Genomic DNA, 25703 nt, shown 5'->3' with positions numbered 1-25703 from the left:
TATTTATTCTGTGTCATGTCTTCTTCATTTTTGTCTTTTTGATAAGAACGGGTGCTTTAATTTTTTTATAACCTTTAGCTGTAATTTTATTTCATTAGTTCCTAAAAAATCGCTCGGTGAGTGAGTTCCGGTTCTCTGTGGTTTTTTTAATCACCTCGTCTCAACGTTAAGCTAAAAATAAATTGTGATATTCATCACGTTTTGGTGATAAATACTGACCTAAAAAAAGTGATTTAGATCACAAATAATGAGGTCATGTGCACTTTTTTTGACCTTTGTTCTTTAGTTACAAGGCTTTTATGTGATGTGGGTCACTAAAATGAGGGGTGGTGAGGGGGGGATCTCGTGATCGTAATCACGCCCTTGGGCCTCTCTACGCGTGGTCATAATGACGTGCTAGAGTTCGCCTTGCAGACAGCAATTCGACGGAATCCCATAGCTTGGTTTTGGGGAAAATACCGTCCCAATAATTATCACGTATAGCGCGCTCTTATTGTTAGCGCGTATCAATAGGGGTGTGTTTTATGTTTTCACCAGACGTTAAGGTCAAAGTTCAAAACTTTGGCCGCTTCCTGAGTAACATGGTAATGCCCAACATCGGCGCATTTATAGCCTGGGGTATTATTACCGCACTGTTTATCCCAACCGGCTGGATCCCGAACGCGACGCTTGCCAAGTTAGTCGCCCCAATGATCACCTATCTTCTGCCGTTGCTGATTGGCTTCACCGGTGGACGTCTGGTCGGCGGCGATCGCGGTGGCGTGGTGGGTGCTATCACCACGATGGGTGTGATTGTGGGGGCGGATATGCCCATGTTCCTCGGCGCGATGATTGCTGGTCCGCTGGGCGGGTGGTGCATCAAGCGCTTTGACCGCTGGGTAGACGGTAAAATCAAAAGCGGCTTCGAGATGCTGGTGAACAACTTCTCTGCCGGTATCATCGGTATGCTGTTGGCCGTGCTTTCGTTCCTGGCGATTGGTCCATTGGTTGAGGCATTGTCCAAACTGCTGGCTGCGGGCGTGCATATCATGGTTATCCATAACCTGCTGCCGCTGGCCTCGATCTTCGTGGAACCCGCTAAAATTCTGTTCCTGAACAATGCCATCAACCACGGTATTTTCTCCCCGTTGGGCATACAGCAGGCCACCGTCGCGGGTAAATCTATTTTCTTCCTGATTGAAGCCAACCCGGGTCCGGGCATGGGCGTGCTGATTGCTTACATGGTGTTTGGTCGCGGTAGCGCCAAGCAGTCTGCGGGCGGTGCGGCAATCATCCACTTCCTGGGGGGGATTCACGAAATCTATTTCCCATACGTGCTGATGAATCCGCGCCTGCTGCTGGCGGTAATTCTCGGGGGTATGACCGGCGTGTTCACGCTGACCGTGCTGAACGGGGGGCTGGTTTCTCCTGCATCTCCTGGCTCTATCATTGCCGTATTGGCGATGACGCCAAAAGGCACTTACTTCGCTAACATTACCGCTATCGTGCTGGCTTTCCTGGTTTCGTTTATCGTTTCTTCAATCCTGCTCAAAAGCTCGAAAGTGAAAGATGAAGACGATCTGGAGGCCGCGACACGCCGCGTTCAGGATATGAAAGCGCAGTCCAAAGGCCAGGTTTCGGCGGGTACTTCCGCCGCAGCAACCGGTGTGGCGGGTGACTTGTCTACCGTGCGTAAAATCATCGTAGCCTGCGACGCCGGTATGGGTTCAAGCGCGATGGGCGCAGGCGTGCTGCGTAAAAAAGTACAGGATGCCGGGCTGAGCAATATCTCTGTGACCAATACAGCGATAAACAACCTGCCGGATGACGTCGATTTGGTCATTACCCATCGTGACCTCACCGAGCGTGCGATGCGTCAGGTTCCTCATGCGCAGCATATTTCTCTGACCAACTTCCTCGACAGCGGTCTGTATACTGACCTGGTTGCTCGTCTGGTAGACGTCAACAAGGCGACCGAATATAAAGAGCGCGTTAACACCACCCTGAGTGACAGTCTGGTGAGCGAAGCGGATAATACCAACCTGTTCCGCATTAGCCCGGAAAATATTTTCCTCGGACTGACCGCGAGCAACAAGGAACAAGCTATCCGCTTTGCCGGTGAGCAACTGGTGAAAGGTGGCTACGTGCAAGAAGAGTACATCGAGGCGATGCTGGCCCGTGAGCAGCTGACCTCAACCTATCTTGGCGAGTCTATCGCGGTTCCTCACGGCACTATCGAAGCGAAAGACCGCGTGCTGAAAACCGGTATCGTGTTCTGCCAGTATCCGCAGGGCATTCGCTGGGGTGAGGATGAAGACGACTCGGCGCGTTTGGTTATCGGTATTGCGGCTCGTAACAATGAGCACATTAACGTGATTACCAAACTGACTAACGCACTGGACGAGGACGGCGTTATCGACCGTCTGGCAAACACCACCAGCGTTGAAGAAGTGCTTAATATCCTGCGCGGTTAAACGCAGTTCCTCAATAACCTCAGGGTTATCGAGCTTTAAAATTTGAGAACGTGACTAACCGGGTCTGCCAATATCCAGCGTAGGGATAGCAGACCCGGTTGTTGATTCGAAGCCCAGAGCTTCCTGGTTCTTGTCACCGTTTTAGGGAGTCATCATGAAAGCTTTACATTTTGGAGCAGGCAATATTGGCCGTGGTTTTATCGGCAAACTGCTTGCGGACGCACAGGTCGAGCTCACGTTTGCCGACGTCCATCCTGTTTTGCTCGATGCGCTGAAAAGCCGTAAAGGCTATAACGTCAATGTGGTTGGCGAGCAGGCCACCGTTGAGACCGTCAGCAATGTAAATGCCGTGAACAGCGCCGGTCAGGAGGCCATCGACCTGATTGCTCAGGTTGATTTAGTGACCACCGCCGTTGGGCCAACCATTCTTGAAAAAATCGCCCCTAACGTGGCGAAAGGCCTGATTCTGCGTCACCAGCAGGGCAATGAAAGCCCGCTGAACATTATTGCCTGTGAAAATATGGTGCGCGGCACCAGCCAGTTTAAACAGCACGTCTTCAACGCATTGCCAGAAGATGAAAAAGCCTGGGTTGAAGCTCACGTCGGTTTCGTAGATTCCGCCGTTGACCGCATCGTCCCTCCGGCAGCCGCAGGCTCTTCCGACCCGCTCGAAGTGACGGTTGAAACCTTCAGCGAATGGATTGTCGATGAGACCCAGTTCAAGGGGCCGCTGCCAGACATTAAAGGGATGGAGCTGACCGACAACCTGATGGCCTTCGTCGAGCGTAAACTCTTCACGCTGAACACCGGCCACGCGATCACCGCCTACCTGGGTCAGCAGGCCGGCCATGCGACCATCCGTGATGCCATTCTCGACTCTACAGTGCGTGATGTGGTGAAAGGCGCGATGGAAGAGAGCGGCGCAGTGTTGATCAAACGCTACGGTTTTGACGCAGAAAAGCACGCGGCTTACATCAAGAAAATTCTTTCTCGCTTTGAAAACCCTTACCTACAGGACGACGTCGAGCGCGTTGGTCGTCAGCCTCTGCGCAAACTTAGCGCGGGCGATCGTTTAATCAAGCCGCTGCTGGGCACTCAGGAATATGGCCTGCCGCACGCCAATCTGATTATCGGCATTGCCGCTGCTATGCGCTATCGCAGCGAACAAGACCCGCAGGCGCTGGAACTGGTTGAACTGCTTGACACACTGGGACCCAAAGCCACATTGGCACAAATTTCTGGCCTGCCGGCTGAGAGCGACGTGGTGGCTGAGGCCGTCAGCGCCTATGAGAAAATGCATTAAGGGAGCATTGAATCTTTCTAAACCCCCAAGTTACTGGAGCGGATTCAGCCACTGAAGGGTATCCCAACACCAGGTGAAGAAAGAGGTGTCGGGCGTAAATCGCCCGACCTGCCTCAATCAGGGAAGACGCCGTGGGCGTTGAAAGACTCACTTAACATCGTGATAGCGACCATGGAAAAAGCACAGGCGTTCGAGAACCGGGTATTGGAAAAGCTGAATGCGGGCAAAACCGTGCGCACTTTTCTGATGACAGCGGTAGAGCTGTTGGCTGAAGCACTGGATATTCTGGTGGTTCAGGTCTTTCGCAAAGATGACTATGCGGTGAAATATGCCGTAGAGCCTTTACTTTCCGGCAGCGGGCCGCTGGGAGATTTGTCAGTGCGCCTTAAGCTGGTTTATGCGCTTGGCGTAATCAGTCGCAACGAATATGAAGATGCCGAGCTGCTTATGGCTCTGCGTGAAGAACTCAACTACGACGGCAACGAATACCGTTTTACCGATGACGAAATTCTTGGTCCCTTTGGCGAGCTGCACTGCGTCGCCTCTCTGCCTCCGGCACCTACGTTCCTGAAGCCCGGCGAGGCCGACGAGTCGATGATAGCGATGCAGCGTCAGCGTTATCAGCAGATTGTTCGCTCAACCATGGTCCTTTCGCTCACCGGGCTGATTGCCCATATCAGCAATCAGCAGCCCTCCCGCCTTTCGCCGGTTAAGCGTTAATTAAGCCTTTTTGCGCCAGAATTTCCGCACGGCAAGCACTAAAACCAGCGAGATTGCCATCGACGTAAAATAGATTTTCGAAGAAGGGAAGTCGTTAACGGAAATCGCCACATCGCTGCTGACGGAATTCTGGAAACGATGCGTTTCCATCGTGACGAAGAGATAAAGGAAAAGGGCATTAAGGATCAGCAGCACAACCTGGAAAATACTCTCTTTTTTAAAACACAGCGGTTTTATCATGCCCAAAAAATAATGGGACAAAAGAAAGTAGGCGGCATACTCAACGGCTATCGTCACAGGGAGTAAAATAAACGCGGTGGCGTCGGTTATCATAGCGGGATGGTTTCCGAGATATTGGGCGACTAATATATCCAACGATAAATAGCCGAATAATGCGAAAAGAAACCCAAACCCAATCAGAAAATATGCCTTTACCATTTTTATCTCGTCACGCTTTGTCAGGTTACAAATCATAACCTGACAATAATCCCTTTATAAAGCTTTAATAAAATCCAGCGCATTCAATGAATAAAAGCGTTTTTTAGCTCATCGAACAGTAACCACAGCGCCGTCAACGCCATTAACCCTGCCATCAGCGTATTAAACGCCTTAAGTTTCCATTCAACCTGTAACGCCAGACGTAGCCTGTCGCCCATCAGCGCCCAGATCAACACGCAGGGCAAATTGAGTATTGCAAAACCTATACTGTTCGCCAGCGTGTGATGCAGCATATTGCCTCCTGGCGGTGTAAACAGGATGGCCACGTTGGTTGCCATCAGCCAGGCTTTTGGATTAATTATCTGAAAAAGCGCGCCGTTTATCAGGCGCATTGGGCGATCTTCGGCCCTGTTCTGCGGCGTAGAGGAGCGAAAAATCTTCCAGGATAGCCAGAAAAGATAGGCACAGCCGATCACCGCCATTGGCAGGCGGATTACCGTCATCCAGCTCAATATAACGGCCAGCAAAGACGTCAGTACGGCGCACTGTAGCGCGCAGCCCAGCGTAATACCGAACGTCATCGGCAGCGTTTTACGCAGTCCGAAGTTTACGCCAGACGAGGCGAGCAGCAGATTATTAGGGCCCGGTGTAATAGACATCACGGTCACGTAACTCATAAAAGCAGTATCCAGCATCGGGCGTTCCTTATGTTAATGCGCTCTGCGGCGGTAGAACCAATGAGTGATTAGCATAGGACGTTAAATGCGCTGGTTACAGAACCAGATATCAGCTATTGTTATGGTTACAGTGGGTTAAAATATGAACTGTATCCATCTATTTGACGGGAACTGACACCATGGCCGAATTCATGCCCGCAACTCTGCTCTCTGTCGCCACCGACGAGGCGGCGGGAGAGACCCGATATCACCAGCTCGCCGACCAAATGGCCGAAGCCATTCGCCGCGGTACGCTCCTGCCCGGCAGCCGACTGCCTTCGGTGAGGCGCTGCTCTCAGATGCATCAGGTCAGCATTAACACGGTGGTTGCCGCCTATCGCCGTCTGGAAGACCGAGGGCTTATCGAGGCGCGTCCGCAGTCGGGATTTTATGTTAGCAGCGCGCTGCCGGTGCTCGAAAGCCGGATAGAAGAGCATTCTCCCGCCGCCGAACCGGCCGATGAAGTGCTGGCGCTGATCGATAAAGTATTCGCTGCGCAGACTAACCCCGAATACACCAACATTTCTTTGGCCTGCCCGCAGACCAGTGATTTTTATCCTGGCGGAAAACTGGGACGCATTATGTCATCGCTGCTGCGTCGCCAACCAAAAATAATCAGCCAATATGCGCTGCCGCCGGGAAGTCTGCATTTGCGCCAGCAGGTTGCCCGTCGCGCGATGGCGCTCGGCATGATCCTCGAACCGAACGATATCACCCTGACCCACGGCTGCATGGAGGCGCTGCAGCTCGCACTCCGCGTCACTACCCAGCCTGGTGATAGCGTCGGGCTGGAAACACCGACCTATTTTTTCCTGCTGCCGCTGCTGGCCAGTTTGGGATTGAAGGCGGTAGAAATTCCGACCGATCCGCAGGATGGATTGTCTCTCGACGCGCTGGAGCTGATGCTGAGCGAGAAGCGGCTTAATGCGGTGATTGCTATGCCGACTGCGCAAAATCCGATGGGTTTCACCATGCCGTTGGCTGCCAAAAAACGTCTGGCACGCCTGATGAATGACTATCAGGTGCCGCTGATTGAAGACGGGCTTTACGCCGAAATTCAGTTCGGCGCAACGCTCTCTCCGGCGGTGAAATCGTTTGATAAAAACGGCTGGGTGCTTTTTTGCACCAGCTTTACCAAAACGCTGGCGCCTGATTTTCGTATTGGCTGGATAGCCGGCGGACGCTTTGGCGAAAAACTGCGTCAGCTCAAGGCGGTGTCTTCTATGTCTGAGTCGGTGTTGCTGTCGGAAACGTTAGCGGTATTTTTAGAGTCTGGCGGTTTTGACCATCATCTTAGAAGCTTGAGAAGGCGCTATGCCGCACAAATCGATGAGGCGAAATCACTGATTATGCGTTATTTCCCACAGGGCACGCGGGCGACACAGCCGAAAGGTGGGTTCGTTTTTTGGGTTGATTTACCCCCCGCCGTTGATACGGTGAAGCTTTTTGACCTCCTGCTGATGGAGAAAATCTGCCTCACGCCCGGCACACTGTACTCACCGAGTGGGCGCTATCGCAACGCGCTGCGTTTGTCATGCTGTTATCCGTTTGATGCGCGCTATACCGACGCGCTGGCACGGGTAGGGCGGCGAGCCTGTGAGATAAGTGGATTACCGCCCGGCATCGTTACACAGGCTGCTGAATAGACAACTTCCTGTTACACTAGAGGTTGAATTCAATTTTAGTCGTCCTGCCCCGCAATCTCGCGGCGCCTGATGGCATACGGGTTAGCGAAATGATCGAAAAAGAAAAAGCAGAGATTAAACGTCTTAGCGATATGCTCGATGCACTGAATCACAAAGATGCGACCGTTATTCAGCAAGGCGTGACCGAGCTGATAGACCAGCACATGAAAGAAAAAGAGAAGCTGGCGGCTGAAATCGAGCGTCTGCGTAGCGTTAAAGAGGTCAAGCTGAGCGCCGAAGCGCAGAAGCTGGCACAACTGCCGTTCCGTCGTGAAATCACCAAGAAAGAGCAGGCCGATATGGGCACGCTGAAGAAAGCCGTTCGCGGTATCGTGGTGGTTCACCCGATGACGGCGTTGGGCCGTGAGATGGGTTTGAAAACAGTGACAGGCTTCGCTAAAAAAGAGTTTTGATATTCGACCTTTTTAAGCTTAAAAAAAACCGACGAAGCAAGCTTCGTCGGTTTTTTTATGGCTTTTTTCCGGATTCTAAAACCCGGAAAAGAAGGCTTATTTAGCGGCTGCGAAGTTCTCAGCGGCTACGTCCCAGTTAACCACATCCCAGAATGCTTTGATGTAGTCAGGGCGTTTGTTCTGATATTTCAGATAGTAAGCGTGTTCCCAAACGTCCAGACCCACGATTGGAGTACCTGATGCGCCAGAGATTGCTTCGCCTAACAGTGGGCTGTCCTGGTTAGCAGTAGAAACTACAGCCAGTTTGCCGTCTTTCTTAACCAGCCAAGCCCAGCCAGAACCGAAACGGGTTGCTGCAGCTTTCTCAAAGGCTTCTTTGAAAGCGTCAACGCTGCCGAAGTCACGTTCGATAGCGGCTTTCAGTTCGCCCTGCAGGGTGGTGCCCTTTTTCAGGCCTTTCCAGAAGAAGCTGTGGTTAGCGTGGCCGCCTGCGTTGTTACGCAGAACCGTTTTCTTGTCAGCTGGTACTTTATCAAAGTTCAGCAGCAGCTCTTCAACCGGCAGCTTTGCCAGTTCTGGCAGGCTTTCCAACGCTGCGTTAGCGTTGTTTACATAAGTCTGGTGGTGTTTAGTGTGATGGATTTCCATCGTTTCTTTGTCGAAATGCGGCTCAAGTGCGTCGTACGCGTAAGGCAGGGATGGTAGTGAATAACTCATGTTCATCAGCTCCATTTTTGTTGGGCAGTGCAGAGTAGTATGAGCACCGCGTAATCAGTGGGATCATTATAGTTAATAAATTGATATTGAAAATGATTATCTATGCTCCGCACTTTGTGTGGGTATTACACAGCCCGCGTTATCCGTGGCTTAGAGCAAGATTATCTAACTAACAGGGAAATTAGTCTAAGACCAGGCCGTTAACCTAACAGCAATAAGGTGGCACATTAACCCTGCTGCTTGTAATGCTATCAATCGACGGCTGCTTTACTACACAACCAGTCGCTGCGGATGGCTATATACCGTGGCGCGCCCCGGTTTACTGAAGCCTACCAGCGTAAGATTACAGCGCTCGGCGACGTCTACCGCCAGCGAGGTCGCGGCCGACACGGCGAACAAAATTTCAATGCCGCACATCGCGGTCTTTTGCACCATTTCATAACTTGCACGGCTCGACACCAACGCCGCACCGCACTGCCAAGAGGTTTCACGCGCCTTGATGCCCAACATTTTATCCAGCGCAACGTGACGGCCTACGTCCTCACAGCCGCCGAGCAGTTCACCCTCTGGGTTTATCCAGGCTGCGGCGTGGGTGCAGCCGGTCAACTGGCCAACGGGCTGTATCGAATTTAGCTGCGCCAGTGCAGTGTCCAGATTGCTGAGCGAAAAAGTCTGCGTAAACGGCAGCGGCGCCAGCGGACGGAACAGGTCATCAAGTTGCTCGATGCCGCAAACGCCACAGCCGGTTCTGCCCGCCATCGCCCGGCGTCGTTCTTTGAGTCCAGAAAAACGGCGGCTCGACAGCTCTATATTGACCTCAATACCATGACAGTTTCGTGTCACGTCGAGGCCATAAATATCACGCGCTGAATCAATAATCCCTTCCGAGAGAGAGAAACCCACGGCAAAGGCTTCGAGATCTTTCGGCGATGCCATCATCACTACGTGTGAAATACCGTTATAAACCAGCGCAACCGGAACCTCTTCAGCCAGCCAGTCGGGCTGACTATCGGCCAGATTGCGACGTTGAATCACCTGACGCTGCTGCACGCCAACCTGAGTTTCCGCTACTGATGAGGCCTGTTTGGTGAGGTTATTCAAGGTAATTTCCGATAGATTTATGAAGGATTCCGACTACGCATTAGGGTAGTCCTAACGGCTGAAAAATTGAATCTCAATCTGTGCCTATTGCTGGTAAAAAGCGGCCCGGCTGCTAATTTTATAAAAGATGGATGGCTATTTTTCGGCTTTCCCCGAACTTGAATAAGGAGGGTTTAATGAAGTTGATCGGCAGCTATACCAGTCCTTATGTGCGTAAAATTTCGGTGATGCTGATTGAGAAAGGTATTTCGTTTGAGTTTGTAAACGATCCTCCGACCAGTGCAGGCAGTAAGGTGACGAATTTCAATCCCTTAGGGAAAGTTCCCGCGCTGGTGACCGAGGAAGGTGAGGTGTTTTATGACTCACCCATTATCGTGCAATACATCGAGCTGCTTGGCGCTTCACCGACTTTACTGCCCCCGGAGCCTTTAGAGGCGCTGAGGGTGAAACAAATCGAGGCGCTGGCCGACGGGGTGACCGATGCCGCGGTGGCGTTAGTATTGGAAAACCGGCGTGAGGCGGCGCAGCGTAGCGAAGAGTGGATTATTCGCCAGCGTGGCAAGATACTGCGTGGGTTGGATCAGTTGGAAAAATACGCCAGTCAGCGTCATCTCTTAAATGGGGAAAGTCTCAACGTCGCCGATATCAGCGTTGCCTGCATGCTCGGATACCTCAATTTTCGGCGCATTGCGCCCGGCTGGTGCGTTGAGCGCCCAACGCTCATCAAGCTGGTCGAGCGGCTGTTTCAGCGCGAGAGTTTTGCCAGAACCACCCCGCCTTGAATGTCTTCCTTCCCCCACGCGTTGAAGTGGGGGAAGGCCGGACTCATCACTGCTTAGACCGCAGCGCCGTTAACCACCGGGCGGCGTTTACGGATGAATACCGCCACCAGTGAAAGCCACAGCAGGCCGCTTATCAGGTTGAAGATATTAAATAATCCGCTGCCACCGCTGAGGTAGGCCACTTTCGCCAACTCAATGCCCAAGGTGAAGACCATCATACTGATCATCCCCATGGCTGCAGAAACCGTGCCTTTGCTCATGTCGCTCGAGAACAGCGTCAGGCGATATAAACCGGCGTTAGCGATGCCGATACCGAAGGCATAAAGGCTTAGCCCGGCGGTCATCCACAGGTAGGCATGGCCGGATAAAAACGTCACAATCGCCGCGATAAACAGGCCGGCAACCATCGGGACGGCACCCAGCTTGATAAGCTGCTCAACGCTGCGTTTGCCGGTCAGCTTCGCGAGCGTGATGTTGCCAATAATCAGTGCGCCAAAGACGGGAACCTGAAGCACGCCATACTCAAGCGCGGACAGCCCCTCACCGCTGATAAGGATCACCGGAGACTGCGCAATCCACGCCAGTAAAGGCAGGCTGGCAAAGCCAATCGCCAGTGCGCCACACAGGAAAGGACGGTTTTTCAGCACGATTTTGTAATCGTGCAGCAGGCCTTTTACCGACAGTTTCTCGCCAATGCGTGATGCGGTTTCGGGCATTGCCTTGTGCAGGCCCCAAAACGCGATACTCGCCAGCACGGCAAAAATCACGAACATCAGCTGCCAGGGCGCATATTGAATCATCGCCGCTCCGGCCAGGGGGCCAAGCAGCGGGGCGGCGAGTGCCACATTCGCCATCAGCGCAGTAATGCGAATACAGACCGACTCTTCAAAAGACTCCTGAATCGTGGCGTAGCCAACCGCGCCGATAAAGCACAGGCTTATCCCCTGGAAGAAGCGGATAACCATAAATTGTTCTATGGTTTGGGCAAACAAGATAGCCAGACAGCTCAGCACGAAGAATCCGACTCCGGCCAGCATCACCGGACGACGCCCACGGCGGTCTGACAGTGGCCCAAGCAGCCATTGCAGGAACATGCCGCCTGCGAGGTAGGCGGTCATTGAGGTCGGCACCCAGTCTTCGCTGGCATTGAAGTTAGCCACAACGGCCAGCATGCCGGGCTGAATCATATCGTTGGCGATATAAGTCGCAAACTCAAACAGTACCAGGCACAGAGGAAAAAGCAGTGCCTGCCGACCCAAGAGGGACGCAGTATTCGGAGTGTTATGCATAATAAGTTCACAAAAAGGGTGCTAATTTACTGATTATTAGCAGCAAAAAGGGACGTTCCGGGCGGAATAGCGCAAGCGGAGTCAGTAATTGCGGACATTCTGCCGATTATTTGAGCAAATGGCAACGATCTTTCCGCCGATTAGCACAATCTGAGAGTGATTGTTTAGTGCTATAGATAATAAATAGTCGATTAAGCTGCCATAAACAGGCATAAAGTTAAAAATAATTAAGGAAAGAGCCTGAGATGAGCCAAAAAATAGTCTGGATTGATAATCTCCGTGCACTGGCCTGTGTCATGGTGGTGATTATTCACGCTACCAGCTTTCAAGTCGTTAATTTCAGCGCAATCGATACCCCCGCCTGGTGGTTTGCCAATGCACTAGACTCCCTGTCTCGCGCGTCGGTGCCGATATTTTTCATGATTTCCGGTGCGCTGTTCTGGGGCGAGAAGAGCGCAAAGCCACGCCATTTTTTACGCATCGGTCTTTGCCTGCTTTTTTATAGCGCGGTGTCGTTACTCTACATCCTGATTATGACAAAAATAGGTTTTTGGCCCTCATTCGCCCATATCCTGCAGAAGCCGGTGTTTTTTCATCTTTGGTTTTTCTACGCAATAGGGCTGATATACCTGCTTTCGCCCTTTATTCAGGTCAAAAAGGTGCCCTTGCCTATGCTGTTGATTACCGCGGTTGTGGCCGGTGTGCTGGCTAATCCTCAGCTACCTGCATTTAATCTGGGCGGTTTTCACCTGCTTCCGCTGAATCTCTATATCACCGGCGATGCCTTTTATTATCTGCTGTATGCGCTTTTGGGACGCGCACTGGCGACGCTGGAAATGGATAAACGTTGGCAGGGTTGGGTGGCAGGAGGCATGTTTCTGGCAAGCTGCGCCTTGATTGCCCTTGGCACGCAGGCGCAGTCGACCCATAACCAAAATTTTGCTGAGACATACTATGTCTATTGCGGTCCACTGGTGTTTATCGCGGCGTTGTCGCTGTTTGTCTGGGGCAAGCAGGTGCTGGCAACGGTGTCGTCGTCGGTGATGGCGATGATTTCACGCCACTCACTGGCCATTTATGGTTTTCACGCGCTGGTCATTATCTGCCTACGCGGCAAGCATCTTGATTTTCCACAGTTCCCGCTGCTCAACATGCTTTATCTTTTCGCCTGTGGTTTGGGCGGTGGCCTGCTGCTGGGGTTGTTGTTGCAACGCGTCGACGGCCGACGCTGGGTAAGCTGAACCTAACTCTGCTGCCAGCGCTGCAGGGCGCGACGAAGCTGCCGTCCTGAAGAAAATCCGGCGGCGAGCGCGGCCTTTTCCAGCCCAAACCCCTGCTGCATGCGCTGTCTGGCGACCGCGATGCGCAGCTGTTCGTGGTAGTCTCGCACGCTAATGCCCAGATATTGGCGGAACAGTCGGGTGAGGTGCCTGCTGCTAATATGCGCCTTTGCCGCAATGTCCTCTACCTGCCAGGCAGATTCCGGATCGGCAGAAATTACGTTTTGTGCCCGATGAATCGCTGGATGCAGATGGTTGCGGTGCTGTAGCCAGGGTGAAAGCTGCGGGTCTTCACCGCCGCGGCGAAAATAGACCACCATCTCACGGGCGACGTCCAACGCGGCCTGTGGCCCGTGATGACGGGTGATGAGATACAGCGCCAGATCGATGCCTGCGGTGATACCTGCACTGGTTAATATGCTGCGATCTTCAACAAAAATGCGATTATCTTTCACTAATGCGGCGGGAACCTGCTGACGAAGTCGAGGGATAACCTCATGATGCGAGGTACATTGATATCCGTCGAGCAAGCCAGCCATACCCGCCAGTAAACTCCCTGAACAGATGCAGACCAGCTGCAATCTCGCGCCTTCAATCGCGGTTTTTTGGGTCTTTAACCAGTCACGAACGGCCTGTGCGGGGGGCGTATCAAACTGTGTCTGCGAGTTGCTGACGCCGGGAACGACGAGGATGCTGCCATCCGGCATATCGTCTGGCAGGGGTTTCAGGCGACTCACCACCAGCCCGGTGGTGAGTTCAACCTCTTGCAGTGGGCTAATGTAATGCAGTCTGAACTGGCCGCTCAGGCGCAGGGTTTCTGCCGGACCGGTAAGGTCCAGCGCCAATGCGCCGGGCAGTGTCACAAAGAAAACATCGCGCTGCATATCACTCCAGATTAATCGTTAACTGCTGTTGCAAATAGGCGGCGACGTCCGGCTGCTTCTGCAGCAACGTTGCGACAAACGCATCGCGCTCAAAGGCCATGACTTGCATATCCCAGACGCAGAACGATTCGTTTAACGCCTCGCGCCATTGGCCGTTTTCGGTCACCCAAATTTTCATTCGTAGCTCGTTTTCGTTGTCCCACCAACCGACCACCAGATAATCCATGGTTTTACCGCGATGTTCCAGCATCCAGCCCACGCCCGGACGATCGGCGGTGGTGGCCTGCGGCGGAAGCCAGCTGGCGACGCGGGTGTAGGCGCGTTCAAAAATGTCGGCGGGCGAGGTTGTCCCTGCAAATTCAATGGCGTAGCGCTTGAGCTGCCAGCCTTCATGATGCCAGACGGGCAGCGGCGCAATGCGACGGCCGAGATAGGGTTTCGGCTGCCAACTGACGTCGGAAGAGGTCGTCACGGTCGACTCTGCGCGATTATCAAGCTCGTTTAACGCACCGTCAACGTTGGTCACGTGAGCAAAACGGTCGGTTAGCACCAGTTCGGTACGGAGCTTAATCTCATCGCTGCTCAGCGTCAGGCCTGAAGAATGCGTCATCGGGAAGGTCAGCGTGGCCTCAGTCACGAAGGTCACGTCAAACCCCAGATCCGAGGCGACGCGCGCGGTGGTCTCGCAGCACTGCTCGGTGCGCATTCCACTGATAACAAGATGATTTATCTGACGATCGCGCAGCCAGACATCCAGGCCCGACTCGGTAAGCGCATTGTGCACGTGTTTATAGATGCGCACTTCAGGCTCATGACTGAGGAAAGACATTGGTGTGACGAATCCAGACTCGAGGGCGAAAGGTCCCTGACTGACGTGAAAAATATCAACCAACGGCACGTTGCGGCTCTGACAGCCATCAATGAGACGCGTAAGCGCCTGCCTGAAGGCGGGGAAATCTTCCTGTTGCCAGAAATCTTTTTGTTCGAAAGAACGCTGTACGTCGACGATCAGTAATGCACTGTGAGACATTTTCGGCCCTCCTCTTTTCGGTATAACGCCATATTGCGCGCTGTTCGAAAGGTGAGGAAGGCCAAAAACGGACATGAGGGTGTCTGTGTGGGACGTTAGAACACCAGCTGCACTTTCGCGGCCTTGGTTTTATCAGCTGCAAATTCGAGTGCGGTGGTCAGCTCGTCCTGCGGATACTCGCCCGACAGCAGCGGCATCGGATCGATAACCTTGTTTGCCAGCCATTCGACGGCAGTCACGAACTCTTCGGTAAAGCGGAAGCTGCCGACCCATTTAATCTCTTTGGCTATCAGCATCATCATTGGGAAATCAGGGATGGCGCCGCCCATGCCCACTTGCACCAGCGTACCCTTGGCGCGCGTCACTTCCAGACAGCGGCGAATAGAGGAGTGATGGCCAGAGGCATCGAATGAAATATCAAAATAGCCTTTCTGCTCCAGGTAAGGCGAGAAGTCACCGCTCGCGGCATGCAGCGTTTTGGTGGCACCCATCGCGGTGACAATTTCCAGACAACGCTCACTGAGGTCGGTGCAGACCACTTCGGCAGCACCTTTGGCCTTGGCGGCCGCCGCGATAAGGCTACCTATCGGACCCACGCCTGAGACGAATACCGTCTTACCCTTTACGTCACCGGCCTGATTTACCGCGTGAATAGCCACAGCCAGTGGCTCGGCAAATACCATCAGCCTGTCGCTCACGCTGTTGTCATAGGGAATACACTGGGCATTGTCGACGATTTTATACTGCGTGAAGGCGCCGTTGATGTGTGGGAAATACATCGCGCTGCCGAAGAACTTCATTGTTGTGCACTGATTTTCTTCACCGGCCAGGCAGTATTTACAGGTTTTGCACGGCTTACTCGGATTAAGTGCGACTTTTTGGCCCGGCTTGAGTGCTGCGCTGTCTGATTGCTCAACGACACCGACCACTTCATGGCCAAGCACCATCGCTTCGCGGACTTTAAAATCGCCCACGGCACCGTGTTCATAGTAATGCAGGTCTGAGCCGCAAATCCCGCCTCTCGTGACTTTGACCAGCGTACCGACCCCCTGATAATCCAGCTGCTGATTAACGACGGCGACGTCTTTTTTCCCGGTGACTACGCAAGATTTCGTTTCGATCTTCATGTGATTATTGCTCTTTATCTGGCTAATTATTGAATCAGTAAAGAGACTTTACGGGGGGTAAAATGTGATCACCGTCACTAAAATGCGTGTTACCTAATCCTGTTACTCATAACATGAAGGGCCTCAACTTTTTGAGGCCCTGATTACAATTTAAGAACGCGGATTACTGATTTTTTCCTGATTTTTTTCAGGCAGGCTGAGGATACCGTGGGTCAGTACCCCTCCTATTAGACCCCAGAAGGCGGAGCCAACGCCAAACAGTTGAATACCTGATGCAGTAATGAGGAAGGTCACGATGGCCGCGTCGCGCTGCTTTTCTTCTGTTAATGCGCGATAGAGGCTGCCAGAAATGGTGCCAAGCAGCGCCAGACCGGCGACAGTATGAATCAGCGGCGCAGGCAGCGCGGTGAACAGCGTACCGATTGAACCGCCCATTACGCCAGCCAGCAGATAAAACACGCCGGCGGCAACGGCGGCGGTATAGCGCTTGTTGGGGTCGGGATGCACGTCTTTGCCCATGCAGATGGCCGCCGTAATGGCCGCAATACCAATAGAGTAGACACCGAACGGGGCAAGAATCAGCGCCAGCAGCGCGGTAACGGTAATCAGCGGCGAGACCGGTACTTTAAACCCAGAGGCATGCAGGGTGGCGATGCCGGGCGCGTTTTGAGAGGCCATCGAGACCACGAAAAACGGCAGACCGATGCCAACCAGCTTCTCCCAGGAGAAATGCGGCATGATAAATTCAGGCGCGGCGAAGTGTACTGCCTGACCGTGGAAGGCGATATCCCCCTGCCAGGCGGCGATCGCTAACCCAACGCACAGCGAAAGAATAACCGAGTAGCGGGCTATCAGGCGTCGTGCAATCAGATACGTCAGGCACATGCCGCCCGCCAGCAGCAGGTTGGTCTGTAGGGAAACAAAGGCATCGAGCCCAAATCGCAGCAAGATACCCGCCAGCATCGCGGCTGAGAGCGCCTGCGGTATATAGCGCATCATTTTGGCGAATAAACCGGTGACGCCGCTCAGTAAAATCAGGCCGCTGGCAAAAACAAATACACCGATCGCGTCATTGAGCGACGTGCCGGGTAAGCTGGTGACCAGCAGCGCCGCGCCCGGTGTCGACCAGGCGGTGACAATCGGCGTACGGTAATACAGTGAGAGCGCGATGCCGGTAACGCCCATGCCGAAACCGAGCATGGTAAACCAGCTGCCTATTTGCGCGAGATTGGCTCCTGCGGCCTCGGCGGCCTGAAAAACAATCGCCGCTGAGCTGGTATAACCCACCAGTACGGCGACAAATCCGGCGATCACGGCGGAAAATGACCAATCTTGCAGACGATTTTTAAATAACATTCTCGACAGACCTTGTGTTTGCTGGCTGTGCTTTTGAGCCGGATTAGCGATAGCGTCTTATTTTTAGTCCGTTATAGAGCATTATTTGTGTGAGAATATCAATGGGCAGTCGAGTGATTTAAAATAAATATGCTAATTTATTCACATTTGGTGAATTTAAATTCACTCTGGTGGCGTTAATCTGAATAAGAAAAGAGATGAGCACTATCGATAAACCGATCATTCGTCCACTGGTCCGTGCCGACAGAGAACAATGGGAAGCGCTATGGCGCGAATATCTGGATTTTTACCAGAGTACCCTCAATCAAGACGTTTTTGAGCGCACGTTTACACGGCTTTCCGAAGAAAGCTATGAGGCGATGTTTGGCTATGTCGCTGAGCATGAAGGAAAGTTGGTAGGAATAGCCAACTGTATCAATCATGACCACGGCTGGTCGCTCGAGCAGGTGACCTATTTGCAGGATCTCTACGTCTCACCGGCCGCGCGTAAGATGGGCGTCGGACAGGCACTCATTGAGGCGGTCTATGACTATGCCGATCGCAACAATAAAGCCAACGTCTATTGGACCACGCAGAGTGCTAACCACACCGCCAGAAAATTGTATGACCGCGTGGGCGTATTGACCGACTTTATTAAATATTGCCGCTAATCGACGCTTTTAATCGGGGTGATATAGCAGGTGCTTAATTCACTCACTTCGTCTTCCTGCTGACTAATCTCGTAGCCTTTGTCGTTAAGAATAACGGCGCTGTAGGGCACGCGATTCACCTGATTCAACACTGATTCCTGATAACTTTTCATAATATTGGCCTTGGCAATCGCCTGATTTGGCTGGTCGAGGCCGGTTACCTGAATAAAGGTGTCCCTAAATTCGTTAGAGAAAGAGGTTTTCTCCAGACGGCTCACAATCAAGGCGTGGATGTTGACCGTCACGTCGTTGCCGAGCAGATAAATCAGCACCGTTTGATAGACCAGTTCGTCGTGGGATTTCTGTACTAAAAAGCCGTTTTCAATCACCTTCATTGGCTGTTCATTGGGATAGATAATATCGCTCAGGCATAACGTTCTGTCGCCAATCTGCATATGGCTGAATTTTTCTTTTATTTCTTTCGCCGACGATGCCAATGACGGCGTCGAATACAGCGCGGGAAGCAGCAATACCCATACCAGAGCAAATCTCTTCATCGAGCCTCCTGCCGGGAAATTATTGAGTTAACTCATAGTCATTGCTTACAGATTAGGCTATGTTTCAGAGATCAGAACAGGGAATAAACGAGAATTCGCTATCAGGGGGTAAAATGAGTGAACCGAAGTTAACGCTATATTCCGATGCTAATTATTATAGTCCGTATGTGATGTCTGCATTCGTCGCATTGACAGAAAAAGGCATCCCGTTTGAGATTGAAACGGTAGATTTGGCGCAGGCAGAAAATCTAAAAGAAAATTATTCGGCGATTTCGACGACACGCCGTGTACCGACCCTGTCGAACGGCAATTTTCAGCTGTCCGAGTCTTCGGCAATTGACGAGTATATTGAAGAGCTGTTTCCGGCACCGACTTTCCCGGCTATTTACCCTGAAAACCAGGAAGATCGCGCCAAAGCACGTGAAATTCAGGCCTGGCTGCGCAGCGATCTGATGCCTATCCGCGAAGAGCGTTCAACCGAGATTGTTTTTGGTGGCCAGCATCGTCCACCGTTAACGCCTGCGGGTGAAGTGGCGGCGGCGAAGCTGTATGACGCTGCGCTGCGCCTGCTGGGTGAGCGTAATAATCTGTTTGGTGAATGGTGTATTGCCGATACTGACCTGGCATTGATGCTGAATCGTCTGTATTTGAACGGCGATAAAGTGCCTGAAAAGCTGGTCGATTACGTTCAGCGCCAGTGGGATCGAGATTCTGTAAAAGAGTGGCTTGCTCTGTCTGCGCGATAATGGAAAGGTAGCCCGATGCTTTCGGGCTACCTGCCGTTTAGCCCAGTCTTTTGGAAAGATAGAAGCGCTGATGTGAGGCTTCAACCCCTTTTTCAGCACGCGTATCTTCGATGTAATCTTCAAGCGTCATCTTGCACTCATAGCCCAGGCGTTCGTAGAACGGGCGCGCCTGAAAACTGAAGGTATCAACCAAGGCGTAGCGACAGCCGCGGGCAATAGCCTGTTCTTCAGCCTGTCGAATCAGCAGCGTGCCGCAGTCTTGTCCACGCAAAGATTCGGCCACCCACAGATATTTAATCATCAGATACTTACCTACGGTTTCAGCTATCAGTCCCGCCGTTTTATTACCGGCATCGTCTTCGACGAATACCGCCAGCTCTTTGAAAGATTGCTCTGGAATATAATTTTTATTGTATTCACGAAGACCATTTTTGACCGCCTCGACGTCGTCAAAAGAGGGGGTGGCCGTGATTCGTGTTTTGATGGTCATTTTCATTCTCTTGTTATCAATAATTTTTCTACAAAATTTAGCGCTTGCTGGTCGCCAGACGCACAGCAAAGGCGACAAACACCAGCCCAGTCAGGCGGTCCATGTTACGAACCACCGCAGGGCGTTTTAACCAGCGCGAAAGCGGACGAGTGGCTGCAATCATCGTCGAAGACCAGACTGTACCAATCAAGACGTGGATCATCGCCAGGCCAAAGGTGTAGGCGGCAACGGGATAACCGCTGGCGACAAACTGCGGCAGAAAGGTCACGTAAAAAACGCCAACCTTCGGATTCAGCACGTTGCCGAACAACCCTTTAATGAACCCGTTGCTGCTCTTTTTCAGCGGAGCATCGGCGGCGGAGTCTGCCGCCATCTGATTACGGGGTTTGAACAGCATTTGCAGCCCCAGCCAGCAGAGATACGCTGCTCCGACCCATTTAAGTACGTTAAACGCCAGTTCCGAGGCGGTAAGCAACGCACCCAGACCCAGCGCCACGATCGCACCCCATATCATACACCCGGCGTTCACCCCCATTGCGGCTTGAAAGGCTTTCTTACTGCCTTCGCTGGCGGCGGTACGAAGAATCAGCGCGGTATCGAGACCGGGCGTCAGCGTCAGCAGGGTGATGGCAAAGGTATAGGAAACGAGAGAATCGGTCAGTGTCATGGGCTGTTCCTTCGACTGGAAAGAGACAGCATATTTATCAGCGACGGGGCATGCAATAGAAAAGCAAAAAGCCGATGAAATCTCCTTTTAAGGCGATCTCATCGGCTTTTTGCGGATAAAACGTCGTTGGTGTAACGATTATTTGTACAGAACTGCACTTGCGCTCATCAGGTTGTTACCGGTCACTGAAGTGATGCGGTAAGAACTGGCACCCGCTTGTTTCGCCTGATTGGCCAAATCGTTGTTTAAAGAGTCCAGGGTGGTTGCGCCGCTGGCGGTTACAACGCCGATTTTTTGCGCCCCGTCAGCAGGTTGAGAGACTTCTTGTGCAGCAAAGGTGGCGAAAGAAGCGAAAGAAAGGGCCGCGGCTACTGCAAAATATTTGATGCTTTTCATAATGTCATTCCTAATCGGTAATATGAGTTTGAAAGGTGATTGCCTTTCGATGAGCAAATAATAGGCCGATTGAGTGAGGATGAAAAACGGATTGATTTGAGGAAGTCATTCAAAAATACTGTTCAACATTTACGCGTTTTTACGTTTAACCCGGCAGAGCTTTACATCCCGAGAAGGCGGTTTACGTTGGACGCACAATGCGCGCAGATTCCGTCCTTGTGGCTGATTTTGAGCGAGTTTGTTTTAATCTGCTAAAATAGATATCGAGTAACAGAAAAAAGGTTCGCAGCGCTAAGCGACGAACTGATTCGTAGGAAGGGAATTTTCTACATTGGTTTGGCCTGATTGGCTGAACAAATTTCACGGTAACACCAACGTATTAGGAGACGTCGAAATGGGTATTTTATCCTGGGTTATTTTTGGTCTGATTGCAGGTATTCTGGCTAAGTGGATCATGCCAGGTAAAGACGGTGGCGGCTTTATTCTGACCGTGATTCTGGGGATTGTAGGTGCGGTTGTGGGGGGGTACATCAGTACCTTCTTCGGCTTTGGTCGTGTAGACGGCTTTAACTTTGGTAGCTTCGTGGTCGCCGTTATCGGTGCCATCGTTGTCCTGTTCATCTACCGTAAGATAAGGTCGTAATCGCAACACGTGTTTTGAAAAAGCCGCGCACTGTCGCGGCTTTTTTGTCACCGTTATTTTCTTAAATTGCCACCAGCCCTCTTACCCCTTCGGCCTCCATCTCACTGCCCTGTCCGCGTTTTATGATGTTACCGCGCGACATCACCAGATAGCTGTCGGCCAGCTCTGCCGCAAAATCATAAAATTGCTCGACTAGCAATATTGCCATGTCGCCTCTGGCAGCAAGCTGGCGGATAACGGCGCCTATCTCTTTAATAACCGAGGGCTGAATACCTTCTGTCGGCTCATCGAGGATAAGCAGGCTGGGCCTGCACGCCAGCGCACGACCGATGGCCAACTGCTGCTGCTGTCCGCCGGAGAGGTCACCTCCGCGGCGATTTTTCATTTCCAGTAGTACGGGAAACAGGTGATAAATTTCATCTGGGACCGTTTTGGCCTCACTGCCCGAAAAGCGCGACAGGCCCATCAGTAAATTTTCTTCTACTGTCAAACGAGGAAAAATTTCGCGTCCCTGCGGGACGTAGGCAATGCCCGACTGCACCCGCTGGTGCGGCTTGCGGCCATTGATAACCGTGCCGTTCCAGCTAATGGTGCCGGATTTCGCCGGAATCAGTCCCATCAGGCACTTCAGCAGCGTCGTTTTGCCGACCCCATTGCGGCCTAACAGGCAGGTGACCTCACCTATTTTCGCCTCGAAAGACAGTCCGCGTAAGATATGGCTACCGCCGTAAAACTGGTTTAGCTCATTGACTTGCAACATGATTCACTCCCTGCGGCGCAGCTTAGCGGCCCAGATAAACTTCGATAACCTGCTCGTTAGCCTGCACTTCCTGCAGCGACCCTTCCGCCAGCACTTGCCCCTGATGCAGCACGGTAACGTGGTCGGCAATGGTTTCTACAAATCCCATATCGTGCTCGACCACCATCAGTGAATGCTTACCGGCGAGCGACTTGAACAGCTCGGCGGTGTACTCGGTTTCGGCGTCAGTCATGCCGGCGGCAGGCTCGTCGAGCAGCAGCAGATGCGGTTCCTGTACCAACAGCATGCCGATTTCCAGAAACTGTTTCTGGCCGTGCGACAGCATGCCCGCCATGCGATGCCGTTCGCCCTGCAAACGCAACGTGACCAGCATTTCGTCGATCCGGTCGCGCTGTTCGCTGTTCATTTTCGCGCGCAGACAGGCCCACACCGATTTATTGGTTTTTTGCGCGATTTCGAGGTTTTCAAACACCGTCAGCGCCTCAAACACCGTTGGCTTCTGGAATTTACGACCAATGCCCGACTGTGCGATACGCACCGGATCCAGCCGGGTCAGGTCGATATTCTGGTCATAAAGTACCTGTCCCGACTTAGGCCGTGTCTTGCCGGTAATAACATCCATTAGCGTCGTTTTTCCCGCGCCGTTCGGACCAATGACGCAGCGTAATTCTCCAACGCCGATGCGCAGCGAGAGGTCAGTTAACGCCTTGAATCCGTCAAAGCTGACGTTGATTTTATCCAGCGTCAGAATCGGATCGGTCTGCTCGCGGTGCTTATCGGCAGGCTGCTGTTGAGTGAAGAGGTCCAGCGTCATTGAGTTCATTGGGCTTTCCTTTTACGCAGCAGGCCAATCACGCCCTCGGGCAGGAACAGCGTCACCACAATAAACATGCCGCCGAGAATAAACTGCCAGTACTCGGGAATGGCGACGGTAAACCAACTTTTAGCCCCGTTGACGATGCCCGCACCCAGAATCGGACCGATCAGCGTGCCGCGTCCGCCCAGTGCGACCCAGATGGCGGCCTCGATAGAGTTAGTTGGCGACATCTCGCTCGGGTTGATGATGCCGACCTGCGGCACGTAAAGCGCGCCTGCCAGACCGCAGATCATTGCCGAAATCGTCCAGACAAACAGCTTGAAGCCTTTAGGGTCATAGCCGCAGAAGATAAGCCGGTTCTCGGCGTCGCGCACCGCCGTCAGCACGCGGCCGTATTTGCTGCGTGCCAGCGTGAAACCGAGTGCCAGACTGGCCACCAGCAGCAGCACGGTGGCGATAAACAGCCCGATTCGCGTTGATGTCGCCGTGACCTGAAAGCCGAGCAGGGTGGTAAAGCCGGTAAAGCCGTTATTACCCCCGAAGCCGGTCTCATTGCGGAAAAACAGCAACATACCGGCGTAAGTCAGCGCCTGCGTCATTATCGAGAAGTACACGCCTTTGATTTTGGAGCGGAAGGCGAAGTAGCCGAAAACGAACGCCAGCAGGCCGGGCACCAGCACTATCAGGCACAGTGCCCAGGCAAAATGCTGTGTTCCTGCCCAGAACCACGGCAGTTCGGTCCACGAGAGGAACGACATAAAGTCTGGCAAATTGTTGCCCGCGGCCTGGCGAATCAGGTACATCCCCATCGCGTAGCCGCCGAGTGCGAAGAACAAACCATGCCCGAGCGACAGCAGCCCGGCGTAGCCCCACACCAGATCGAGGGCGATCGCGACGATTGCATAACAAAGGATCTTGCCGACCAGCGTCAGGGTATAGGTTGAAATCGCCAGTGGATGGGTCTGCGGCAGCAGTGCCAAAAAGGGCATCACCAGCAGCGAAATAAGCACCAGCGTGCCGAGGCTCATCGCCAGACGTGGCGCCTTTTGTACGCCTGTAATCGTTAAGGGTTGCGTCATCAGTCAATCACCCTGCCTTTAAAGGCGAAGAGTCCCTGCGGACGTTTTTGGATAAACAGGACGATCATCGCCAGTATCAGGATTTTACCCAACACCGCGCCGATTTCCGGTTCGAGGATTTTATTCACGATGCCGAGGCCGAAGGCGGCCACGACGGTGCCTGCCAGCTGGCCGACGCCGCCGAGTACGACCACCAGGAAGGAGTCAATGATGTAGCCCTGACCCAGTTCCGGCCCGACGTTGCCAAGCTGCGAGAGTGCGACGCCGCCGAGTCCGGCAATGCCCGAACCGAGGCCGAAGGCCAGCATGTCCACTCGACCGGTCGGCACGCCGCAGCAGGCGGCCATGGCGCGGTTTTGGGTTACGGCACGCACGTTCATGCCCAGACGCGTCTTGTTAAGCAGCAGCCAGGTCAGCGCCAGCACCATCAGCACGAAAATAATGACCGCGATGCGGTTATACGGCAGCACCAGATTTGGCAGCAGCTGAATACCGCCGGAGAGCCAGTTCGGGTTGGCGACCTCAACGTTTTGCGCACCGAAAATCACCCGTACGCCCTGAATCAGGATCAGGCTGATACCCCAGGTAGCCAGCAGCGTTTCGAGCGGGCGTCCGTAGAGGTGGCGAATGACAGAACGTTCGAGCAGCATGCCCACGCCAGAAGTAATAAAGAACGCCACCGGCAGCGCCACCAGCGGATAGATGGCCAACAGGCCGGGCGCATAGTGCTGGAAGAAGGACTGCACCATGTAGGTCGAGTACGAACCCAACATCAGCATCTCGCCGTGGGCCATGTTGATGACGCCGAGCAGGCCGTAGGTGATAGCCAGACCTAACGCAGCCAACAGTAGAATCGAACCCAGCGACAGTCCGGTGAAGGCCTGACCCAGCCAGTCGCCAATCATCAGCCGATGCTGCACGGCCTTGAGGCTGACCAGCGCGGCGGTGCGCACGGTCACGTCGGTCTCGACTTTAGGGTCGGTCAGCGGTTGCAAATGGCCCTGAGTGTCGGGGTCTGAAGATTCGCCGAGCAGCTCCACCGCGCGCAGGCGAACCTGCGGATTCGGATCGCTAAGCTGCAGGTTTGCCAGTGCAATGCTGAGTGCGGCGTGCACCGTGGCGTCTTGTTCCAGCGCCAGTCGTTTGGTCAGCAGCGGCAGCTGGTCTGCCTGCGCCTCGCGCTGCAAAGATTTAGCGGCCTGCAGGCGCACGGCGCTGTCTTTGCTGACCAGACGGTGTGCCGAGAGGGCGTTAGTTATCAGGTTACGCAGCCGGTTGTTCAACCAAACTGCCTTGACGTCGCCCTGCGGCTTAGCCGCGCCCTCAAGCGGCGCAAGGGTATCGCCCTGCCTGATGAACGCATGATGCGCCTCATCAATCACGACATCTTCCTGCTTTAGTGCCTCCAACAGCGGTAAACGCTCAGGCTGCGGGTCAGTCGCCCACTGCTGAAGCAACGTTGCCTGCTCGGAACGACTGGCCGCAGCGAAGTCATCGGCAGGGCCGGCCTTGGCCCACAACGGCAGGCAGCAAAGCAGGAAAGTCAGGGTTCGCAGGCCCGGCGTGAGGCCGAGTCGCAAACGGGGGAAGGGCAGGAGTTTCATCATAGTCATCATCGCTTTATT

Annotated in this window: 27 protein-coding genes; 10 read left to right on the top strand and 17 right to left on the bottom strand. The window is 53.2% G+C overall.

Features of this window, described 5'->3' with window-relative positions; translation table 11 throughout:
• Positions 1–524 precede the first annotated feature (524 nt).
• The 3 genes from BS640_RS16995 (at position 525) to BS640_RS16985 (ending at position 4476) form a co-directional block, all read left to right on the top strand.
• Positions 525–2453, top strand: coding sequence for a PTS mannitol transporter subunit IICBA (locus BS640_RS16995; RefSeq protein ID WP_017494176.1), 1929 nt, complete (start codon positions 525–527; stop codon positions 2451–2453).
• Between the two features lie 154 nt (positions 2454–2607).
• Positions 2608–3756 carry a mannitol-1-phosphate 5-dehydrogenase gene (mtlD, locus tag BS640_RS16990; protein WP_084912975.1) on the top strand — a complete coding sequence of 383 codons (1149 nt, stop codon included), beginning with the start codon at positions 2608–2610 and terminating at the stop codon, positions 3754–3756.
• A 171-nt stretch (positions 3757–3927) separates the two neighbouring features.
• A complete protein-coding gene (locus BS640_RS16985) occupies positions 3928–4476 on the top strand; it encodes an MltR family transcriptional regulator (RefSeq protein ID WP_038328484.1) in 549 nt (182 codons plus the stop codon).
• On the opposite strand, the gene BS640_RS16980 is transcribed toward BS640_RS16985, so the two are convergent.
• Positions 4477–4809 (bottom strand): hypothetical protein, encoded by a 333-nt coding sequence (locus BS640_RS16980; RefSeq protein ID WP_225741542.1) that lies wholly within the window; start codon positions 4807–4809, stop codon positions 4477–4479. It lies immediately after the preceding gene.
• Between the two features lie 188 nt (positions 4810–4997).
• Complete coding sequence (locus BS640_RS16975) at positions 4998–5609, bottom strand: LysE family translocator (protein ID WP_017494180.1); 612 nt, start codon at positions 5607–5609, stop codon at positions 4998–5000.
• Between the two features lie 161 nt (positions 5610–5770).
• Between BS640_RS16975 and BS640_RS16970 the strand changes: the two genes are divergently transcribed.
• Complete coding sequence (locus BS640_RS16970) at positions 5771–7276, top strand: aminotransferase-like domain-containing protein (protein ID WP_017494181.1); 1506 nt, start codon at positions 5771–5773, stop codon at positions 7274–7276.
• 89 nt (positions 7277–7365) lie between these two features.
• On the top strand, positions 7366–7728 hold the full coding sequence (locus BS640_RS16965; protein WP_084912974.1) for a YibL family ribosome-associated protein: 363 nt from the start codon (positions 7366–7368) through the stop codon (positions 7726–7728).
• Positions 7729–7824: 96 nt separating this feature from the next.
• Here BS640_RS16965 and sodA read toward each other — a convergent pair whose 3' ends face one another.
• Together sodA and fdhD are read right to left on the bottom strand one after the other, a co-directional pair.
• Positions 7825–8451, bottom strand: a complete 627-nt coding sequence (gene sodA, locus BS640_RS16960) for a superoxide dismutase [Mn] (protein ID WP_273636401.1) — start codon at positions 8449–8451, stop codon at positions 7825–7827.
• A 264-nt stretch (positions 8452–8715) separates the two neighbouring features.
• The gene (fdhD, locus tag BS640_RS16955; protein ID WP_338153354.1) at positions 8716–9495 is read right to left on the bottom strand and encodes a formate dehydrogenase accessory sulfurtransferase FdhD; all 780 of its coding nucleotides are present in this window, start codon (positions 9493–9495) and stop codon (positions 8716–8718) included.
• Between the two features lie 227 nt (positions 9496–9722).
• On the opposite strand from fdhD, the gene BS640_RS16950 reads away from it, so the two are divergent.
• Positions 9723–10328: a glutathione S-transferase gene (locus tag BS640_RS16950; protein ID WP_017493897.1), complete on the top strand. Its 606-nt coding sequence runs from the start codon at positions 9723–9725 to the stop codon at positions 10326–10328.
• 53 nt (positions 10329–10381) lie between these two features.
• Here the strand turns inward: BS640_RS16950 and BS640_RS16945 are convergent, their stop codons facing one another.
• Positions 10382–11617, bottom strand: a complete 1236-nt coding sequence (locus BS640_RS16945; protein ID WP_026110796.1) for an MFS transporter — start codon at positions 11615–11617, stop codon at positions 10382–10384.
• 245 nt (positions 11618–11862) lie between these two features.
• On the opposite strand from BS640_RS16945, the gene BS640_RS16940 reads away from it, so the two are divergent.
• A complete protein-coding gene (locus BS640_RS16940; RefSeq protein WP_084912971.1) occupies positions 11863–12858 on the top strand; it encodes an acyltransferase in 996 nt (331 codons plus the stop codon).
• A 2-nt stretch (positions 12859–12860) separates the two neighbouring features.
• On the opposite strand, the gene BS640_RS16935 is transcribed toward BS640_RS16940, so the two are convergent.
• The 4 genes from BS640_RS16935 to BS640_RS16920 form a co-directional block, all read right to left on the bottom strand.
• Positions 12861–13781: a GlxA family transcriptional regulator gene (locus BS640_RS16935; RefSeq protein WP_084912970.1), complete on the bottom strand. Its 921-nt coding sequence runs from the start codon at positions 13779–13781 to the stop codon at positions 12861–12863.
• Position 13782: 1 nt separating this feature from the next.
• The gene (locus tag BS640_RS16930) at positions 13783–14811 is read right to left on the bottom strand and encodes an isochorismatase family protein (protein WP_017493901.1); all 1029 of its coding nucleotides are present in this window, start codon (positions 14809–14811) and stop codon (positions 13783–13785) included.
• A gap of 95 nt (positions 14812–14906) precedes the next feature.
• A complete protein-coding gene (gene idnD, locus BS640_RS16925) occupies positions 14907–15938 on the bottom strand; it encodes an L-idonate 5-dehydrogenase (RefSeq protein ID WP_017493902.1) in 1032 nt (343 codons plus the stop codon).
• Positions 15939–16088: 150 nt separating this feature from the next.
• Entirely contained in the window at positions 16089–17294 is a 1206-nt protein-coding gene (locus tag BS640_RS16920) for a benzoate/H(+) symporter BenE family transporter (protein WP_017493903.1), read from the bottom strand.
• A 197-nt stretch (positions 17295–17491) separates the two neighbouring features.
• Here BS640_RS16920 and BS640_RS16915 point away from each other — a divergent pair, with 197 nt between their 5' ends.
• The gene (locus BS640_RS16915; RefSeq protein WP_017493904.1) at positions 17492–17944 is read left to right on the top strand and encodes a GNAT family N-acetyltransferase; all 453 of its coding nucleotides are present in this window, start codon (positions 17492–17494) and stop codon (positions 17942–17944) included.
• Here the strand turns inward: BS640_RS16915 and BS640_RS16910 are convergent.
• Positions 17941–18480, bottom strand: a complete 540-nt coding sequence (locus tag BS640_RS16910) for a hypothetical protein (RefSeq protein ID WP_017493905.1) — start codon at positions 18478–18480, stop codon at positions 17941–17943. The genes BS640_RS16915 and BS640_RS16910 overlap by 4 nt on opposite strands.
• A 113-nt stretch (positions 18481–18593) precedes the next feature.
• Here BS640_RS16910 and yfcF point away from each other — a divergent pair, with 113 nt between their 5' ends.
• Positions 18594–19226: a glutathione transferase gene (yfcF, locus tag BS640_RS16905; RefSeq protein ID WP_017493906.1), complete on the top strand. Its 633-nt coding sequence runs from the start codon at positions 18594–18596 to the stop codon at positions 19224–19226.
• A gap of 37 nt (positions 19227–19263) precedes the next feature.
• On the opposite strand, the gene BS640_RS16900 is transcribed toward yfcF, so the two are convergent.
• The 3 genes from BS640_RS16900 to bhsA all read right to left on the bottom strand — a co-directional run bounded on the left by BS640_RS16900 (position 19264) and on the right by bhsA (position 20779).
• A complete protein-coding gene (locus BS640_RS16900; RefSeq protein ID WP_265576867.1) occupies positions 19264–19716 on the bottom strand; it encodes a GNAT family N-acetyltransferase in 453 nt (150 codons plus the stop codon).
• A gap of 37 nt (positions 19717–19753) precedes the next feature.
• Complete coding sequence (locus tag BS640_RS16895; protein ID WP_084912969.1) at positions 19754–20383, bottom strand: LysE family translocator; 630 nt, start codon at positions 20381–20383, stop codon at positions 19754–19756.
• Between the two features lie 138 nt (positions 20384–20521).
• Positions 20522–20779 carry a multiple stress resistance protein BhsA gene (gene bhsA, locus BS640_RS16890; RefSeq protein ID WP_017493988.1) on the bottom strand — a complete coding sequence of 86 codons (258 nt, stop codon included), beginning with the start codon at positions 20777–20779 and terminating at the stop codon, positions 20522–20524.
• Positions 20780–21173: 394 nt separating this feature from the next.
• On the opposite strand from bhsA, the gene BS640_RS16885 reads away from it, so the two are divergent.
• Positions 21174–21422: a GlsB/YeaQ/YmgE family stress response membrane protein gene (locus BS640_RS16885; RefSeq protein WP_026110808.1), complete on the top strand. Its 249-nt coding sequence runs from the start codon at positions 21174–21176 to the stop codon at positions 21420–21422.
• Positions 21423–21483: 61 nt separating this feature from the next.
• Here BS640_RS16885 and urtE read toward each other — a convergent pair whose 3' ends face one another.
• Genes urtE through urtB form a run of 4 tightly spaced genes read right to left on the bottom strand, consistent with a single transcriptional unit; the run spans position 21484 to position 25691 of the window.
• Complete coding sequence (gene urtE / locus BS640_RS16880; RefSeq protein ID WP_084912968.1) at positions 21484–22182, bottom strand: urea ABC transporter ATP-binding subunit UrtE; 699 nt, start codon at positions 22180–22182, stop codon at positions 21484–21486.
• 22 nt (positions 22183–22204) lie between these two features.
• Entirely contained in the window at positions 22205–23005 is an 801-nt protein-coding gene (urtD, locus tag BS640_RS16875) for an urea ABC transporter ATP-binding protein UrtD (RefSeq protein WP_017493991.1), read from the bottom strand.
• A complete protein-coding gene (gene urtC / locus BS640_RS16870; protein WP_084912967.1) occupies positions 23002–24078 on the bottom strand; it encodes an urea ABC transporter permease subunit UrtC in 1077 nt (358 codons plus the stop codon). Before urtC ends, urtD begins: the two co-directional genes overlap by 4 nt.
• On the bottom strand, positions 24078–25691 hold the full coding sequence (gene urtB / locus BS640_RS16865) for an urea ABC transporter permease subunit UrtB (RefSeq protein WP_390896415.1): 1614 nt from the start codon (positions 25689–25691) through the stop codon (positions 24078–24080). The genes urtC and urtB overlap by 1 nt, the downstream gene beginning before the upstream one ends.
• Positions 25692–25703: the final 12 nt, after the last annotated feature.

The sequence above is a fragment of the Rouxiella badensis genome (assembly GCF_002093665.1).
In the GTDB taxonomy this organism is placed as follows: domain Bacteria; phylum Pseudomonadota; class Gammaproteobacteria; order Enterobacterales; family Enterobacteriaceae; genus Rouxiella; species Rouxiella badensis.
The sequence above is the reverse complement of the archived record's forward strand: the minus strand, read 5'-3'. Positions and strand labels throughout refer to the sequence as shown.

What these genes read in the sequence shown, in the direction of transcription:
- BS640_RS16945 (WP_026110796.1), bottom strand. Translation starts at nt 11,617, where the DNA reads ATGCATAACACTCCGAATACTGCGTCCCTCTTGGGTCGGCAGGCACTG.
- yfcF (WP_017493906.1), top strand. Translation starts at nt 18,594, where the DNA reads ATGAGTGAACCGAAGTTAACGCTATATTCCGATGCTAATTATTATAGT.
- BS640_RS16965 (WP_084912974.1), top strand. Translation starts at nt 7,366, where the DNA reads ATGATCGAAAAAGAAAAAGCAGAGATTAAACGTCTTAGCGATATGCTC.
- BS640_RS16900 (WP_265576867.1), bottom strand. Translation starts at nt 19,716, where the DNA reads ATGACCATCAAAACACGAATCACGGCCACCCCCTCTTTTGACGACGTC.
- BS640_RS16985 (WP_038328484.1), top strand. Translation starts at nt 3,928, where the DNA reads ATGGAAAAAGCACAGGCGTTCGAGAACCGGGTATTGGAAAAGCTGAAT.
- BS640_RS16920 (WP_017493903.1), bottom strand. Translation starts at nt 17,294, where the DNA reads ATGTTATTTAAAAATCGTCTGCAAGATTGGTCATTTTCCGCCGTGATC.
- BS640_RS16910 (WP_017493905.1), bottom strand. Translation starts at nt 18,480, where the DNA reads ATGAAGAGATTTGCTCTGGTATGGGTATTGCTGCTTCCCGCGCTGTAT.
- BS640_RS16995 (WP_017494176.1), top strand. Translation starts at nt 525, where the DNA reads ATGTTTTCACCAGACGTTAAGGTCAAAGTTCAAAACTTTGGCCGCTTC.
- BS640_RS16885 (WP_026110808.1), top strand. Translation starts at nt 21,174, where the DNA reads ATGGGTATTTTATCCTGGGTTATTTTTGGTCTGATTGCAGGTATTCTG.
- BS640_RS16915 (WP_017493904.1), top strand. Translation starts at nt 17,492, where the DNA reads ATGAGCACTATCGATAAACCGATCATTCGTCCACTGGTCCGTGCCGAC.
- BS640_RS16970 (WP_017494181.1), top strand. Translation starts at nt 5,771, where the DNA reads ATGGCCGAATTCATGCCCGCAACTCTGCTCTCTGTCGCCACCGACGAG.
- BS640_RS16950 (WP_017493897.1), top strand. Translation starts at nt 9,723, where the DNA reads ATGAAGTTGATCGGCAGCTATACCAGTCCTTATGTGCGTAAAATTTCG.
- BS640_RS16935 (WP_084912970.1), bottom strand. Translation starts at nt 13,781, where the DNA reads ATGCAGCGCGATGTTTTCTTTGTGACACTGCCCGGCGCATTGGCGCTG.
- urtE (WP_084912968.1), bottom strand. Translation starts at nt 22,182, where the DNA reads ATGTTGCAAGTCAATGAGCTAAACCAGTTTTACGGCGGTAGCCATATC.
- BS640_RS16980 (WP_225741542.1), bottom strand. Translation starts at nt 4,809, where the DNA reads ATGATAACCGACGCCACCGCGTTTATTTTACTCCCTGTGACGATAGCC.
- BS640_RS16895 (WP_084912969.1), bottom strand. Translation starts at nt 20,383, where the DNA reads ATGACACTGACCGATTCTCTCGTTTCCTATACCTTTGCCATCACCCTG.
- urtC (WP_084912967.1), bottom strand. Translation starts at nt 24,078, where the DNA reads ATGACGCAACCCTTAACGATTACAGGCGTACAAAAGGCGCCACGTCTG.
- urtD (WP_017493991.1), bottom strand. Translation starts at nt 23,005, where the DNA reads ATGAACTCAATGACGCTGGACCTCTTCACTCAACAGCAGCCTGCCGAT.
- urtB (WP_390896415.1), bottom strand. Translation starts at nt 25,691, where the DNA reads ATGACTATGATGAAACTCCTGCCCTTCCCCCGTTTGCGACTCGGCCTC.
- idnD (WP_017493902.1), bottom strand. Translation starts at nt 15,938, where the DNA reads ATGAAGATCGAAACGAAATCTTGCGTAGTCACCGGGAAAAAAGACGTC.
- bhsA (WP_017493988.1), bottom strand. Translation starts at nt 20,779, where the DNA reads ATGAAAAGCATCAAATATTTTGCAGTAGCCGCGGCCCTTTCTTTCGCT.
- mtlD (WP_084912975.1), top strand. Translation starts at nt 2,608, where the DNA reads ATGAAAGCTTTACATTTTGGAGCAGGCAATATTGGCCGTGGTTTTATC.
- BS640_RS16940 (WP_084912971.1), top strand. Translation starts at nt 11,863, where the DNA reads ATGAGCCAAAAAATAGTCTGGATTGATAATCTCCGTGCACTGGCCTGT.
- BS640_RS16975 (WP_017494180.1), bottom strand. Translation starts at nt 5,609, where the DNA reads ATGCTGGATACTGCTTTTATGAGTTACGTGACCGTGATGTCTATTACA.
- BS640_RS16930 (WP_017493901.1), bottom strand. Translation starts at nt 14,811, where the DNA reads ATGTCTCACAGTGCATTACTGATCGTCGACGTACAGCGTTCTTTCGAA.
- sodA (WP_273636401.1), bottom strand. Translation starts at nt 8,451, where the DNA reads ATGAACATGAGTTATTCACTACCATCCCTGCCTTACGCGTACGACGCA.